This is a genomic window from Salmonella sp. NW722 (assembly GCF_051702785.1).
GTDB lineage: Bacteria > Pseudomonadota > Gammaproteobacteria > Enterobacterales > Enterobacteriaceae > Salmonella > Salmonella enterica.
Genome location: NZ_JAMMIN010000007.1, coordinates 63,780 through 78,993 on the forward strand (window position 1 = coordinate 63,780; position 15,214 = coordinate 78,993).

A 15,214-nucleotide genomic window follows, 5' to 3' on the forward strand; every position below is an offset into this window, starting at 1 on the left:
GTGTTGCTTCCCTACGACACCTTCTCATCAAGCCAGTCCGCCCAAAATTGCATCATTTCTCTGCGGGTAGCCAGATATGCAGCATGGTTGTAAACTGAGCGCGTCCCGCCGCTTACGTGTGCCAGCTGCATCTCTATTGCGTCGCTGTTCCAGTGCTTCTCGTTGAGTACCGTGCTGAATTGATGTCTGAAACCGTGTCCGCATGTCTGCCCTTCATATCCTATGCCGCGGATTACACCAAGGACGGCATTTTCGCTGATTGGCTTCTTCCTGTCATTCCTTCCCGGGAAGCAAAGTTCGTACTGTCCGGTGATTTGTTGCAGGAATTTGAAAAGCGCTGTAACTTGCTCTGACATTGGAACGACATGCAGTTTTCTTCCTTTCATGACTTCAGGGTCAACGGTGATCAGCCTGTTTTCAAAGTCAATTCCTGACCATACCAACGAACGTAACTCCACTGTTCGCATTGCTGTATAGTGAAGAACTTGAGCAGCAATCTTACCTATAACCCAGCCTCCATACCCATTCAGCGCCCTCTGGAATTCGTGAATGCGATGCATAGGTAGGAAAGGGTAGTTGTTTTTTCTGTAACCCTTCATTGCCCCAACAAGGTCTGGAGCCGGATTATATTTAGCTCTTCCGGTTACTATTGCGTAGCTGAAAACCTCGCCACACCTGCGACGAGCCTTATCAGCACGTTCCATCGCCCCTCTGTCCTCAAATAGCCTGATCACCTTCAGTAGCATCATCGGCTCCACCTCTTCCATTCTCAGATGTCCGATGAGTGGCAATATATCGCCAGTGAACATGTTCATCATTTCGTCAGCATATCCTTTCGACCATACCTTCGATTTATGAGCATGCCACTCCCTGAAGATATCACCGAACGAATCAGCTACTTCTTCCTTTTCCTTCTTCTTTATAGCCTGTTTCTGTTCTGATGGGTCCACGCCAGCAAGCAGCTTCATTTTCGCGTCAGATTGTTTTGCCCTGGCTTCGGTAAGAGAGATTTGCGGGTACGGTCCGATGACCAGTGTCTTTTCCTTGCCGTCGAAACGGTAACGCATTCGCCACACCTTTTTTCCTGATGGAGGTACGAACAGGAACAGGCCTCCAGAATCAGCAAGGCGATATGATTTTTCTGCAGGTTTTGCTGCGTCAATTTGCTTTACTGTGAGCATGTGGGCATAAATCCGTGGTCATTTTAACATGTGCCCACAATATGCCCGCATTAATGTGCGGCAGTCAACGATCCGCTACGAACGTCTAAGAACTTATTTTTGGTATAAGTAGTGATTATAAAGGGGATTCTAGAACTGTAACGAACGAGGAAGAACTGAAAAGTGGTGTCCCCTGCAGGAATCGAACCTGCAACTAGCCCTTAGGAGGGGCTCGTTATATCCATTTAACTAAGGGGACAACGCGGCGCCAGTATAGCGTTTTTTATTCGCCGGAGTAAGTGTAGCGCCGCCTGACTGGTTAAACCGTCGCCACTCAGCGCTGTTTTTCCGCTTTTTTCCGCTCCCGTTCCAGGCGCTCGCCGCGTAGCCTCGCTTCTTCCTTACGCTTATTGCTCATATCGTTGCGGATCTGCGCGTGGCTCATCAATGCGAAAATAAAAGTGCCGCCGCAGATATTTCCGGCAAGTGTGGGAAGGGCGAAGGGCCAGAGAAAGTCGCTCCAGGGCAGCGTGCCGTTGAAAACCAAATACAAAATTTCAACGGAACCGACGACAATATGGGTGGTATCGCCCAGCGCGATAAGCCAGGTCATCAAAATAATGACCACAATCTTTGCCCCGCCTGCTGCAGGAAACATCCATACCATTGTGGCGATGATCCAGCCAGAGATAATCGCGTTGGCAAACATCTCCGTTGGGCTATTTTTCATGACCTCCATACCAATTTTGACAAAGGCGTCGCGGGTCTCTTCATCAAATATAGGCATATATTCAAATGCCCACGCCGCAACCCCGGTGCCAATAAGGTTGCCCAATAAGACTACGCCCCATAAGCGCATCAGCAGGCCAACGTTACTCAGAGTGGGATTTTGCATTACCGGCAATACGGCAGTAACGGTATTTTCAGTAAATAATTGCTGGCGGGCCATGATGACAATGATAAAACCAAAGGTATAGCCGAGATTTTCCAGTAAAAAGCCGCCGGGAACGCCTTCAAGCTGCACGTGGAAAATCCCTTTCGCCAGGAGTGATGCCCCCATAGAAAGTCCTGCGGCAATGGCTGACCAGAGCAAAGCCATCGCATCGCGTTCCATCTCTTTTTCACCATCCTGGCGAATATGTTCATGAATCGCCATGGCGCGGGAAGGAAGACGATCTTCATCCACTTCAATCTCTTTACCGCTTTGTTTTTCTTCGCTTTCAACTTCCAGGTCACTGCTGTGCCGGTTAATTTTATCGTCGTTAAGGCTATCCATGATGATCTCTGCTGATTAACACATATTAATAAAGCGTAGCGGTTTTTCATTTACCCAGGCCGGGGCATTCTCCGAAAAAATAAAAATGATCACGCTCGTTTTTATCTGTTTCGTTAGAATAGGGCCGTCACGTTGTTGCGTTACCAGGCTATGCTCAGAGCAATGAGATCGCGCATATAGACATCGTTTGACGTGCTGTTAAAATCGCTCACACCTAAACAGGCGGATACGGTAGCGTTCCGTCATGGATGGCAATCAGCGATAGCCATAATTCACAGGGAGACATCTATGAAGCTTCGCCTGTCGGCGCTGGCGCTGGGAACCACACTGCTGGTCGGGTGTGCGAGTTCCGGTACAGAACAGCAGGGGCGTTCAGACCCATTTGAAGGGTTTAACCGCACCATGTACAACTTCAACTTTAATGTGCTGGACCCGTATGTTGTTCGGCCGGTCGCGGTCGCCTGGCGTGATTATGTTCCACAGCCTGCGCGTAACGGTTTAAGTAATTTCACCGGCAATCTCGAAGAACCGGCGATCATGGTGAACTATTTCCTGCAGGGCGATCCTTATCAGGGTATGGTGCATTTCACCCGTTTCTTCCTGAACACCTTATTAGGGATGGGCGGCTTTATTGACGTCGCGGGAATGGCGAATCCTAAGCTGCAGCGCGTTGAACCGCATCGCTTTGGCAGTACGCTGGGCCATTATGGCGTGGGGTATGGGCCTTATATGCAACTTCCGTTCTACGGCAGCTTCACGCTGCGTGAAGATGGCGGGGATATGGCTGATACCTTGTATCCGGTGCTCTCGTGGTTGACCTGGCCAATGTCCATAGGAAAATGGACTATCGAAGGGATAGAAACCCGCGCGCAGTTGCTGGACTCCGATGGTTTGCTGCGCCAGTCTTCCGATCCTTATATTATGGTGCGCGAGGCGTACTTCCAGCGTCATGACTTTATCGCCAATGGCGGAAAACTCAAGCCGCAGGAAAACCCGAACGCGCAGGCGATTCAGGATGAACTCAAAGAGATCGACTCGGAATAAACGGCAGTAAATAAAAAGGTGAGCGCAATGCTCACCTTTTTGATCCGTTTCAGAAAGAGATTAGAACGCGTAGTTAAAGTTAGTACCGAACAGCCAGGCTTTCCCTTCAGATTCAAACTGATAAGGGCCTTCATTAATTTTCACGCTCTGACCATGCATATAAGAGACGCCAACGTCGACAGACGCATCTTTGTTAAAGGCGTAAGTCGTACCGGCGCTCAGCCAGAAACGGTCCTGGTCCGGAATAGAGATAGAACGGTTTTGCGCTGGTACCGGGCTGTCATCGAAGGCGATACCGGTACGGAACGTCCAGTTGTCATCGTAGTAATAGGTGGTGCCCAACGCAATGCGGTAAGCGTCTTTAAAGCCTTCATGCTTCTCAAAGAGCGTATCGCCGGCGGTCGATTTTGCCTTCAATTCCTGGAACTGGCTCCAGCTGGTATAGGCCAGGCTATAGTGGATGGCCCACTGTGGCGCCACACGGTTATAACCGGACACTTCCCACATTTCCGGCAGATTCAGCGTCAGGTAGCCTGACTGCGTCGCGCCGCCGGTTGCCGTTGGGATAGGCAGGTTAAAGCGGTTTATAGCGATGGGAAGATCGCTACTGTAGTTGCCTTTAAAGTCAATTTTGACTTCCGAGCGGTAGGTCAGCGCGTAGCGGTTATTTTTATCCAGTTCATAAAGGATACCGGCATTCCAGCCAAAGCCCCACTGATTACCGTTCAGGTGGGCAATCTTGGTGTCGCTGGGAATCTGACCCGCGACCGGCGCCAGCGCCGGATTCTGTGCCGCGACCAACTGGCCTAAATCGCCCGCAAAACGTTCGATTTTCGCACGCGCGTATACCGCATCAAAGCCGAGGCCGAAGCTCCAGGCCTCATTTAAGCGATAAGCGCCGCTTAAATTCAGGTTCATGGTTTCAAGATCGGTCGTACCGCCTACCGAGCCGCCGGCGTATGTGTCGTTAAACTCTGTCGCCAGACCATAGTTAGAGGTAATAGAAGCCCCCCAGCCAAACTGGTCGTTAATCGGGGCGACAAAATGGACGTTCGGCACCCAGGCCGTCGGCGCGATGTTATCCGCATCTAACGTCCGACGAGATGGCGATGTCCCGCTAATATTAACATCAGGATCAATATAAACCGCGCCCGCTGAAAACGTCGGGCGGTCAAACATGGTAATTAACGCCGGGTTGCGGCTAACGTTACCCGCATCATCTGCGATTGCGCCTTCACCCGAATAGGCCCGGCCAAGGCCAGAGGAAGAAAATTCGTTTAACTGAAAGCCTGCAGACCAGGCCTGGGTGGAGATGATTGCCACTGCGACTGCGAGAGCAGACTTTGTAAACAGGGTTTTCTGGCTCATGACCATAACCTCATTGATTATTTTTATACAAACTATGTTACATGCTGTAACAGGAGCGCGAAGTGTAGGGTCTGCGGTACGACTTAGAAATCAGACCAGTGGCGAGAGTATAGGTCTGACCAGCTAGAATGTTGCAAGTATGTTTATAAGTTTTTTCAATTGTGATCTTAGAAACGAGATCTGGCTGGCAAAATCGGCGGGCTTAACGGTCACCCGATCGCGCGATTTTTGTTTTAGATCATTTTTAAGTGTGATTTCGGTCACTTAACGCGTTTCCCACCATTAACGACTGGAGAGGCGAATGCCGGGAGCGTAAAATATCCCCATCGTTTATCTGGCACCCTGGGTGCAAATACAGAGGAAATCTACAATGAGTAAATGCAGTGCTGATGAAACCCCGGTTTGCTGCTGTATGGACGTTGGAACCATCATGGACAACTCCGATTGCACCGCGTCATACAGCCGCGTATTCGCTACCCGCGCAGAGGCTGAAGAGACGCTGGCGGCGTTAACCGAAAAAGCGCGTAGCGTGGAGTCTGAACCTTGCCAAATTACGCCAACCTTTACCGAGGAATCCGAAGGCGTTCGTCTGGATATTGATTTTGTTTTCGCCTGCGAAGCAGAAACGCTGATCTTCCAGCTCGGCCTGCGTTAATCCGTTCATTCACGACGCCTCCGTCATCATCTGGCGGAGGCGTTTTCTTTTTTTGTCGCTTCCCTTCACTGTGCCTTAGCTCCCACTTTCTTTTCTCTCTGCTTGGCTAAATGTAAAAAATTGGTTAAGACTGTGATCAGGTCAGACCACTAATTTATTTTTTTACAGGGGAGTACTATGCGTCAGGCTTTACCGTTGGTCACCTGTCAGGGCGATCGCATTGCTATTGTCAGTGGGTTACGAACCCCCTTTGCTCGTCAGGCCACTGCATTTCATGGTATTCCCGCTGTTGATCTCGGCAAGATGGTGGTAGGCGAGCTGCTGGCGCGCAGTGAAATTCCAGCCGATGCCATTGAGCAACTGGTTTTTGGTCAGGTAGTACAAATGCCGGAAGCGCCCAACATTGCGCGCGAAATTGTGCTGGGTACGGGAATGAATGTTCATACCGATGCCTATAGCGTAAGCCGCGCCTGCGCCACCAGTTTTCAGGCGGTAGCGAATGTGGCGGAAAGCCTGATGGCCGGCACGATACGCGCGGGTATCGCTGGCGGCGCAGATTCGTCGTCGGTACTGCCAATAGGCGTGAGTAAAGCCCTGGCGCGGGTACTGGTTGATGTCAATAAAGCCCGGACGACCCGCCAACGGCTGACGCTTTTTTCTCGTCTGCGCTTACGCGACCTGCTGCCCGTGCCTCCCGCCGTTGCTGAGTATTCCACCGGTCTGCGCATGGGCGATACCGCCGAACAGATGGCGAAAACGTATGGTATTACGCGTGAACAGCAGGACGCGCTGGCGCATCGTTCACATCAGCGCGCCGCGCAGGCATGGGCGGAGGGCAAACTGGCGGAAGAAGTGATGACGACCTATGTGCCGCCGTATAAAAACCCCTTTGCAGAAGACAACAACATTCGCGGCGCCTCCACGCTGGCGGACTACGCTAAACTGCGTCCCGCTTTTGACAGAAAACATGGCTCCGTGACCGCCGCCAATAGTACACCGCTGACCGATGGCGCTGCCGCCGTTATTCTGATGACCGAATCCCGCGCTAAAGAGCTGGGGCTACACCCGCTTGGTTATCTGCGCAGCTACGCCTTTACCGCTATTGATGTCTGGCAGGACATGCTATTGGGGCCAGCCTGGTCAACGCCGCTGGCGCTGGAGCGGGCCGGGTTGACGATGGCCGATCTGACGCTTTTTGACATGCATGAAGCGTTTGCCGCTCAGACTCTGGCGAACTTACAACTGCTGGGCAGCGAACGATTTGCCCGTGAGGTGCTTGGTCGTGCGCAGGCGACAGGGGAGGTGGATGACGCTAAATTCAACGTGCTCGGCGGCTCAATCGCCTACGGGCATCCTTTTGCCGCAACGGGCGCGCGGATGATAACCCAAACGTTGCACGAATTACGGCGTCGGGGCGGAGGTTTTGGCCTGGTCACGGCCTGCGCGGCTGGCGGTCTTGGCGCGGCGATGGTTCTGGAGGCGGAATAATGACTACCACATCAGCTTTTATGCTTAACGTGCGTCTGGATAATGTCGCGGTTGTCGCTATTGATGTCCCTGGAGAAAAGGTGAACACCCTGAAAGCGGAGTTTGCCGCGCAGGTACGCGCCATCCTGAAGCAAATCCGGGAAAATAAAGCGTTGCAGGGCGTTGTTTTTATCTCAGCCAAAGCAGATAACTTTATTGCTGGCGCTGATATCAACATGATAGGTCACTGCCAAAATGCGCAGGAAGCGGAAACGCTGGCGCGTCAGGGGCAACAACTGATGGCGGAGATCCAGGCGTTGCCTGTTCCGGTTATCGCCGCCATTCATGGCGCCTGTCTGGGGGGCGGCCTTGAAATGGCGCTGGCCTGCCATCGGCGCATCTGTACCGATGACGTTAAAACCGTTCTTGGACTGCCGGAGGTACAGTTAGGGCTTTTACCGGGATCGGGCGGAACGCAGCGACTTCCACGGCTGGTGGGGGTCAGTACCGCGCTGGATATGATCCTGACAGGTAAACAGCTTCGCGCCAGACAGGCGCTTAAAGCCGGGCTGGTTGATGATGTGGTGCCGCAAACTATTTTACTGGAAGCGGCTGTCGAGCTGGCTAAAAAAGAACGCCTGGCGCAACGGACATTGCCGGTCCGTGAACGTATCCTGGCGGGGCCGCTGGGGCGTGCGCTGTTATTTCGCCTGGTGCGTAAAAAGACGGCGCAAAAAACGCAGGGTAATTATCCGGCGACGGAGCGGATCATTGATGTGATTGAAACTGGACTGGCGCAGGGCAGCAGTAGCGGCTATGACGCGGAAGCGCGCGCTTTCGGCGAGCTGGCGATGACGCCTCAATCGCAGGCGCTGCGCGCTATTTTCTTTGCCAGTACCGAGGTGAAAAAAGATCCCGGTAGCGATGCGCCGCCCGGCCCGCTGAACAGCGTGGGCATCTTAGGCGGCGGGTTAATGGGCGGCGGTATCGCCTGGGTTACGGCCTGTAAAGGCGGCTTGCCAGTACGAATTAAGGATATAAATACTCAGGGGATCAATCATGCTCTGAAGTACAGCTGGGATCTGCTTGAAACAAAAGTACGCCGCCGCCATATCAAAGCCAGCGAACGCGATAAACAGTTGGCGTTGATATCAGGTTCGACCGATTATCGTGGTTTCAGTCATCGTGATCTGGTCATTGAAGCGGTGTTTGAAGATCTGCCGTTAAAACAACAGATGGTGGCGGAAGTGGAGCAAAATTGCGCTGCTCACACCATTTTTGCCTCCAATACTTCTTCCCTGCCGATTGGCGATATTGCGGCGAATGCGGCCAGACCGGAACAGGTGATTGGATTGCACTTTTTTAGCCCGGTCGAAAAAATGCCGCTGGTTGAGGTTATTCCTCATGCGTCTACTTCCGCGCAGACCATCGCCACGACCGTTAAGCTGGCGAAAAAACAGGGTAAAACCCCGATAGTCGTCAGTGATAAAGCCGGGTTTTATGTTAACCGAATTCTTGCGCCGTATATCAATGAGGCGATTCGGATGCTGACTGAAGGCGAACGCGTCGAACATATTGACGCCGCCCTGGTAAAATTTGGTTTTCCGGTGGGGCCAATCCAACTTTTGGATGAGGTAGGAATCGACACGGGCACTAAAATTATTCCTGTGCTTGAGGCGGCGTATGGAGAACGTTTTAGCGCGCCTGCAAATGTTGTCGCTTCAATTTTGAATGACGATCGCAAAGGTAGAAAAAATGGTCGCGGTTTCTATCTTTATGGCGAAAAAGGGCGTAAAAGCAAAAAACAGGTTGACCCTGCTATTTATAAGCTTATTGGCGTGCAAGGGCAGAGTCGACTGTCTGCGCAGCAGGTGGCAGAGCGCTGTGTCATGTTAATGCTTAACGAAGCGGCGCGCTGTTTCGACGAAAAAGTGATTCGCAGCGCGCGCGATGGCGATATTGGCGCCGTGTTTGGTATCGGTTTTCCGCCGTTTCTCGGTGGCCCGTTCCGCTATATGGATGCTCTCGGGCCGGGTGAAATGGTGGCGACATTACAGCGCCTGGCCGCACTTTACGGTCCTCGTTACGCGCCTTGTGAACAATTAGTGCGCATGGCGGAGCGCAGGGAGCATTTCTGGACGAATGGGGAAACTGACCAGGGAAATTGAGGTCAAAGAGAATATGAATCCGCACTGAATGCCTCCTTAGTGGCGAAATAATAATCAAGGATTGACTATACTTACGCCATTGAGGTAAAAAACAGCGTTTCATTCAGTGAATGGATAAGGCACAATGCCGGCCACCGCATTTTTGCCGCAGCCAATAGGGGCATGTGGTAAGCGTGTTGGTGAAACTGGTTAACAAAAGCGGTGCAATATGCAAGTTTTTATCATGCGTCACGGCGACGCAGCCCTCGATGCCGCCAGTGATTCGGTTCGTCCCTTGACCCCTTGTGGGTGTGACGAGTCTCGCCTGATGGCGAACTGGCTGAAAGGTCAAAAAGTGGATATCGAACGTGTTCTGGTGAGTCCGTTTCTTCGGGCCGAACAGACGTTAGATGTGGTCGGCGATTGTATGAATCTGCCGGCTCAGGTGGATGTCCTGCCGGAGCTAACGCCCTGTGGCGATGTCGGTCTGGTCAGCGCCTACCTGCAGGCGCTGGCCAATGAAGAGATCGGATCGGTGCTGGTGATTTCTCACTTACCTCTGGTCGGATACCTGGTATCTGAGCTTTGTCCGGGCGAAACGCCGCCGATGTTCACGACGTCCGCAATTGCCAACGTTACGCTTGATGAAAGCGGCAAGGGGACATTCAACTGGCAAATGAGTCCCTGCAATCTGAAAATGGCGAAAGCGATTTAATCTTTGCTGCCTGATGGCGCTTCGCTTATCAGGCCTACGACAGCGTTGGCTGTTCGTAGGCTGGATAAGGCGCTTGCGCCGCCATCCGGCAATTCCGCATCAGGGTAATTCGGGCGGTTGCCACTCTTCCACTTCAATCAACACCAGCAGCGCGGCGTCGCCGCCGTACTCTTTCGGCGCCTGATGAAAGGCCATCACATGCGGATGCTGCGCCAGCCATAACGGCGTTTGCTGTTTCAGAATATGTTTACCGTGTCCATGCATGACGCAGGCGCAAAAAATATGTTCCCGACGGCAGGCGGCAATCAGCGCCCCCAGTTCCTGCTTGGCCTGAAGCTGCGTTAAGCCGTGTAAATCCAGAAACAGTTCCGGCGAATAGTCGCCGCGGCGCATTTTTTTTAGCTCGAAATGGCTGACATCTTCACGGACATACTTTACCGGCCCTTCCGTATTGAGCAGCGGCTGGAACTCATCGGAAAAATAGTGGCTGGCGTCCGCCTGTTCCTGAATTAACCTTCGGGTAGGGACTTCCGTGATTTTCTTGCGCAGTGGCCGATGGACGATAGTATCCTGTTTAATCTTTCGGGTGCCGACCATCAGCTGACGGAACAGCGCCTGGTCCTCCTCGCTGAGCGATGTTTTCTTTTTCATTCGTGGGTCTCGTCTGATCTTTTGCCTTAGTTTACCCGACCCGGAGGATATCCGAACGGTCAAAACGGATTTTTCGTATTCTCCCGCCGCGTCAATGCTGATTTATCCCTGTCTTCGTGGCAAACTAGCCGCCGAATTTAATGCGAGCATGCCCTGGAGGAATACGTGGATAAAATTTTCGTCGATGAAGCAGTAAGTGAACTGCATACCATTCAGGACATGTTGCGCTGGGCGGTAAGCCGCTTTAGCGCGGCGAATATCTGGTATGGACACGGTACCGATAACCCGTGGGATGAAGCGGTGCAACTGGTGTTGCCGTCTCTTTATCTGCCGCTGGATATTCCGGAAGATATGCGGACCGCGCGGCTGACGTCCAGCGAAAAACACCGCATTGTCGAGCGAGTGATTCGTCGCATTAACGAGCGTATCCCGGTCGCCTACCTGACCAATAAAGCCTGGTTCTGCGGCCACGAATTTTATGTCGATGAGCGCGTGCTGGTGCCGCGTTCGCCCATTGGCGAGCTGATTAATAACCACTTCGCCGGCCTTATTAGCCAACAGCCGAAATATATTCTGGATATGTGTACCGGTAGCGGCTGCATCGCCATCGCCTGTGCTTATGCTTTCCCGGACGCAGAGGTTGATGCGGTCGATATTTCGCCGGATGCGCTGGCTGTCGCCGAGCATAACATTGAAGAACACGGTCTTATCCATCACGTGACGCCAATCCGTTCCGATCTGTTCCGCGATCTGCCGAAAGTTCAGTACGATCTGATTGTCACTAACCCGCCTTATGTCGATGCGGAGGATATGTCCGATCTGCCGAACGAATATCGCCACGAACCTGAGCTGGGGCTGGCGTCCGGCACTGACGGCCTCAAATTGACCCGTCGTATCCTGGGAAATGCGCCGGATTATCTGTCCGATGATGGCGTTCTGATTTGTGAAGTCGGAAACAGCATGGTACATCTGATGGAGCAGTATCCGGATGTGCCGTTCACCTGGCTGGAGTTTGACAACGGCGGCGATGGCGTCTTTATGTTGACCAAAGCGCAGTTGCTCGCGGCCCGTGAACATTTCAATATTTATAAAGATTAAAACACGCAAACGACAACAACGATAACGGAGCCGTGATGGCAGGAAACACAATTGGACAACTCTTTCGCGTAACCACTTTCGGCGAATCACACGGGCTGGCGCTTGGGTGTATCGTCGATGGCGTGCCGCCCGGCATCCCGTTAACGGAGGCCGATCTGCAGCACGATCTCGACAGACGCCGCCCCGGCACCTCGCGCTATACTACCCAGCGCCGCGAACCGGACCAGGTAAAAATTCTCTCCGGCGTGTTTGATGGCGTGACGACCGGCACCAGCATTGGCCTGCTGATTGAAAACACCGATCAGCGCTCGCAGGACTACAGCGCGATTAAAGATGTTTTTCGTCCGGGACACGCGGATTATACCTATGAGCAGAAATACGGCCTGCGCGATTACCGTGGCGGTGGACGTTCTTCCGCGCGTGAAACCGCGATGCGCGTAGCGGCAGGGGCGATTGCCAAGAAATACCTGGCGGAAAAGTTCGGCATCGAAATCCGCGGCTGCCTGACCCAGATGGGCGACATTCCGCTGGAGATTAAAGACTGGCGTCAGGTTGAGCTTAATCCGTTCTTTTGCCCCGATGCGGACAAACTTGACGCGCTGGACGAACTGATGCGCGCGCTGAAAAAAGAGGGTGACTCCATCGGCGCGAAAGTGACGGTGATGGCGAGCGGTGTGCCGGCAGGGCTTGGCGAACCGGTATTTGACCGACTGGATGCGGACATCGCCCATGCGCTGATGAGCATTAATGCGGTGAAAGGCGTGGAGATCGGCGAAGGATTTAACGTGGTGGCGCTGCGCGGCAGCCAGAATCGCGATGAAATCACGGCGCAGGGTTTTCAGAGCAACCACGCTGGCGGCATCCTCGGTGGCATCAGTAGCGGGCAACACATTGTGGCGCATATGGCGCTGAAACCTACCTCCAGCATTACCGTGCCGGGACGTACGATCAACCGGATGGGTGAAGAAGTCGAGATGATCACCAAAGGGCGCCACGATCCGTGTGTGGGGATTCGCGCAGTGCCGATCGCAGAAGCCATGCTGGCGATCGTGCTGATGGATCACCTGCTGCGCCATCGGGCACAGAATGCGGATGTAAAGACAGAGATTCCACGCTGGTAAGAAATGAAAAAAACCGCGATTGCGCTGCTGGCATGGTTTGTCAGTAGCGCCAGCCTGGCGGCGACGCCGTGGCAGAAAATAACCCATCCTGTCCCCGGCGCCGCCCAGTCTATCGGTAGCTTTGCCAACGGATGCATCATTGGCGCCGACACGTTGCCGGTACAGTCCGATAATTATCAGGTGATGCGCACCGATCAGCGCCGTTATTTCGGCCACCCGGATCTGGTCATGTTTATCCAGCGGTTGAGTCATCAGGCGCAGCAACGGGGGCTCGGAACCGTCCTGATAGGCGACATGGGGATGCCTGCCGGAGGCCGCTTTAATGGCGGACACGCCAGTCATCAGACCGGGCTTGATGTGGATATTTTCTTGCAGTTGCCGAAAACGCGCTGGAGCCAGGCGCAGCTATTGCGCCCGCAGGCGTTAGATCTGGTGTCCCGCGACGGTAAACATGTCGTGCCGTCGCGCTGGTCGTCGGATATCGCCAGTCTGATCAAACTGGCGGCACAAGACAATGACGTCACCCGTATTTTCGTCAATCCGGCTATTAAACAACAGCTTTGCCTTGATGCCGGAAGCGATCGTGACTGGCTACGTAAAGTACGCCCCTGGTTCCAGCATCGCGCGCATATGCACGTGCGTTTACGCTGCCCTGCCGACAGCCTGGAGTGCGAAGATCAACCTTTACCCCCGCCGGGCGATGGATGCGGCGCTGAACTGCAAAGCTGGTTCGAACCGCCAAAACCTGGCACCACAAAGCCTGAGAAGAAGACACCGCCGCCGCTGCCGCCTTCCTGCCAGGCGCTACTGGATGAGCATGTACTCTGATGGACAATTTTTATGATCTGTTTATGGTCTCCCCGCTGCTGCTGGTGGTGCTGTTTTTTGTCGCCGTACTGGCAGGGTTTATCGACTCTATCGCCGGAGGCGGAGGGCTGCTCACTATTCCTGCGCTGATGGCCGCCGGGATGTCGCCGGCAAACGCGCTGGCGACCAATAAATTACAGGCGTGCGGCGGCTCCCTCTCGTCTTCGCTCTATTTTATTCGCCGTAAAGTGGTAAACCTGGCCGAGCAAAAGCTCAATATTCTGATGACGTTCATTGGCTCGATGAGCGGCGCGCTGCTGGTGCAGCACGTGCAGGCGGATATTTTGCGCCAGATCTTGCCTATCCTGGTGATTTTCATCGGCCTCTATTTTTTATTGATGCCGAAGCTGGGCGAGGAAGATCGCCAGCGCCGCCTGTATGGATTACCGTTCGCGCTGATAGCCGGGGGATGCGTCGGGTTTTACGACGGCTTTTTCGGGCCTGCCGCCGGGTCGTTTTACGCTCTGGCGTTTGTCACCTTATGTGGCTATAACCTGGCGAAATCCACGGCACATGCCAAAGTGCTTAACGCTACCTCCAACGTTGGCGGCCTGCTGTTATTTATCATCGGCGGCAAAGTGATCTGGGCGACGGGCTTCGTGATGCTGGTTGGTCAGTTTTTAGGGGCGCGAATGGGGTCGCGTCTGGTGTTGAGCAAAGGCCAAAAGCTTATCAGACCGATGATCGTTATTGTCTCGGCGGTAATGAGCGCCAGGTTACTTTATGATAGCCACGGACAGGAGATCCTCCACTGGTTGGGGATGAATTAATGAACAATACGCACCATTACGAACAGTTAATTGAGATTTTTAACGGCTGCTTTGCCGAAGAATTTAATACCCGTCTGATTAAAGGCGACGACGAACCGATCTATCTTCCTGCTGACGCGCAGGTACCGTACCACCGCATCGTCTTTGCGCATGGGTTTTACGCCAGCGCGCTGCATGAGATTTCTCACTGGTGTATCGCCGGTAAGGCGCGCCGCGAACTGGTTGACTTTGGTTACTGGTATTGCCCGGACGGACGCGACGCGCAGACCCAAAGTCAATTCGAAGACGTTGAGGTGAAGCCACAGGCTTTCGACTGGTTGTTTTGCGTGGCGGCGGGGTATCCCTTTAACGTCAGTTGCGACAATCTGGAAGGCGATATTGAGCCGGATCGCGTGGCGTTTCAGCGCCGGGTTCATGCGCAGGTAATGGCGTATCTGGAGCAGGGCATTCCTGAACGTCCGGCCCGCTTCATCAAAGCGCTACAGAATTACTATCACACGCCCGAACTTAAGGCGGAACAGTTCCCGTGGCCGGAAGCGCTTAATTAAAGCCAGCGCCACGTTTACAATGAGGAAAGAAGATGATCGCGGAGTTTGAATCACGCATTCTGGCATTAATTGACGATATGGTAGAGCACGCCAGCGACGATGAGCTTTTTGCCAGTGGATACCTGCGTGGCCACCTGACGTTAGCCATTGCCGAGCTGGAGAGCGGTGATGACCACTCCGTCGAGGCGGTCTATGCCAACGTTAGCCAAAGTCTGGAAAAAGCGATCGGCGCCGGCGAACTGTCGCCGCGCGATCAGGCGTTAGTCAAAGCGATGTGGGACAATTTGTTCGACAAGGCAAAACAATAACGCCGTGGGCTGGAAGGCG

At 53.4% G+C, this 15,214-nt stretch carries 15 protein-coding genes and 1 tRNA gene; 11 read left to right on the top strand and 5 right to left on the bottom strand.

Features of this window, described 5'->3' with window-relative positions; genetic code table 11:
* Positions 1-11 precede the first annotated feature (11 nt).
* The 3 genes from NA330_RS17815 to NA330_RS17825 form a co-directional block, all read right to left on the bottom strand.
* Positions 12-1,181 (bottom strand): tyrosine-type recombinase/integrase, encoded by a 1,170-nt coding sequence (locus NA330_RS17815; RefSeq protein WP_001749026.1) that lies wholly within the window; start codon positions 1,179-1,181, stop codon positions 12-14.
* 163 nt (positions 1,182-1,344) lie between these two features.
* A tRNA-Arg gene (locus NA330_RS17820) sits at positions 1,345-1,419 on the bottom strand.
* Between the two features lie 75 nt (positions 1,420-1,494).
* Positions 1,495-2,436, bottom strand: a complete 942-nt coding sequence (locus tag NA330_RS17825; protein ID WP_000377772.1) for a formate/nitrite transporter family protein — start codon at positions 2,434-2,436, stop codon at positions 1,495-1,497.
* A 288-nt stretch (positions 2,437-2,724) separates the two neighbouring features.
* Between NA330_RS17825 and mlaA the strand changes: the two genes are divergently transcribed.
* Positions 2,725-3,480 (top strand): phospholipid-binding lipoprotein MlaA, encoded by a 756-nt coding sequence (gene mlaA, locus NA330_RS17830; RefSeq protein WP_000776787.1) that lies wholly within the window; start codon positions 2,725-2,727, stop codon positions 3,478-3,480.
* 60 nt (positions 3,481-3,540) lie between these two features.
* Here the strand turns inward: mlaA and fadL are convergent, their stop codons facing one another.
* Entirely contained in the window at positions 3,541-4,848 is a 1,308-nt protein-coding gene (fadL, locus tag NA330_RS17835) for a long-chain fatty acid transporter FadL (protein WP_001518618.1), read from the bottom strand.
* Between the two features lie 370 nt (positions 4,849-5,218).
* Here fadL and NA330_RS17840 point away from each other — a divergent pair, with 370 nt between their 5' ends.
* From NA330_RS17840 to sixA, 4 genes are all read left to right on the top strand, one after another.
* Positions 5,219-5,503 carry a YfcZ/YiiS family protein gene (locus NA330_RS17840; protein ID WP_000030904.1) on the top strand — a complete coding sequence of 95 codons (285 nt, stop codon included), beginning with the start codon at positions 5,219-5,221 and terminating at the stop codon, positions 5,501-5,503.
* Between the two features lie 177 nt (positions 5,504-5,680).
* Positions 5,681-6,991 carry an acetyl-CoA C-acyltransferase FadI gene (fadI, locus tag NA330_RS17845; protein ID WP_023241508.1) on the top strand — a complete coding sequence of 437 codons (1,311 nt, stop codon included), beginning with the start codon at positions 5,681-5,683 and terminating at the stop codon, positions 6,989-6,991.
* A complete protein-coding gene (gene fadJ, locus NA330_RS17850) occupies positions 6,991-9,138 on the top strand; it encodes a fatty acid oxidation complex subunit alpha FadJ (RefSeq protein ID WP_000214135.1) in 2,148 nt (715 codons plus the stop codon). Before fadI ends, fadJ begins: the two co-directional genes overlap by 1 nt.
* Positions 9,139-9,346: 208 nt before the next feature.
* A complete protein-coding gene (gene sixA, locus NA330_RS17855; RefSeq protein ID WP_001195800.1) occupies positions 9,347-9,832 on the top strand; it encodes a phosphohistidine phosphatase SixA in 486 nt (161 codons plus the stop codon).
* 99 nt (positions 9,833-9,931) lie between these two features.
* Here the strand turns inward: sixA and smrB are convergent, their stop codons facing one another.
* Positions 9,932-10,483 (bottom strand): endonuclease SmrB, encoded by a 552-nt coding sequence (gene smrB / locus NA330_RS17860; RefSeq protein ID WP_000730794.1) that lies wholly within the window; start codon positions 10,481-10,483, stop codon positions 9,932-9,934.
* 165 nt (positions 10,484-10,648) lie between these two features.
* Here smrB and prmB point away from each other — a divergent pair, with 165 nt between their 5' ends.
* From prmB to NA330_RS17890, 6 genes are read left to right on the top strand one after another with little or no spacing between them, the layout of a single operon-like run.
* Positions 10,649-11,581, top strand: coding sequence for a 50S ribosomal protein L3 N(5)-glutamine methyltransferase (gene prmB, locus NA330_RS17865; protein WP_001542329.1), 933 nt, complete (start codon positions 10,649-10,651; stop codon positions 11,579-11,581).
* Between the two features lie 35 nt (positions 11,582-11,616).
* Positions 11,617-12,702 carry a chorismate synthase gene (gene aroC, locus NA330_RS17870; RefSeq protein ID WP_000918457.1) on the top strand — a complete coding sequence of 362 codons (1,086 nt, stop codon included), beginning with the start codon at positions 11,617-11,619 and terminating at the stop codon, positions 12,700-12,702.
* Positions 12,703-12,705: 3 nt separating this feature from the next.
* The gene (gene mepA / locus NA330_RS17875; protein WP_000750429.1) at positions 12,706-13,530 is read left to right on the top strand and encodes a penicillin-insensitive murein endopeptidase; all 825 of its coding nucleotides are present in this window, start codon (positions 12,706-12,708) and stop codon (positions 13,528-13,530) included.
* Complete coding sequence (locus tag NA330_RS17880) at positions 13,530-14,339, top strand: sulfite exporter TauE/SafE family protein (RefSeq protein WP_000368599.1); 810 nt, start codon at positions 13,530-13,532, stop codon at positions 14,337-14,339. The genes mepA and NA330_RS17880 overlap by 1 nt, the downstream gene beginning before the upstream one ends.
* Positions 14,339-14,887 (top strand): elongation factor P hydroxylase, encoded by a 549-nt coding sequence (locus NA330_RS17885; protein ID WP_001066345.1) that lies wholly within the window; start codon positions 14,339-14,341, stop codon positions 14,885-14,887. Before NA330_RS17880 ends, NA330_RS17885 begins: the two co-directional genes overlap by 1 nt.
* Positions 14,888-14,919: 32 nt before the next feature.
* Positions 14,920-15,195, top strand: a complete 276-nt coding sequence (locus NA330_RS17890) for a YfcL family protein (RefSeq protein ID WP_000559749.1) — start codon at positions 14,920-14,922, stop codon at positions 15,193-15,195.
* Positions 15,196-15,214 lie beyond the last annotated feature (19 nt).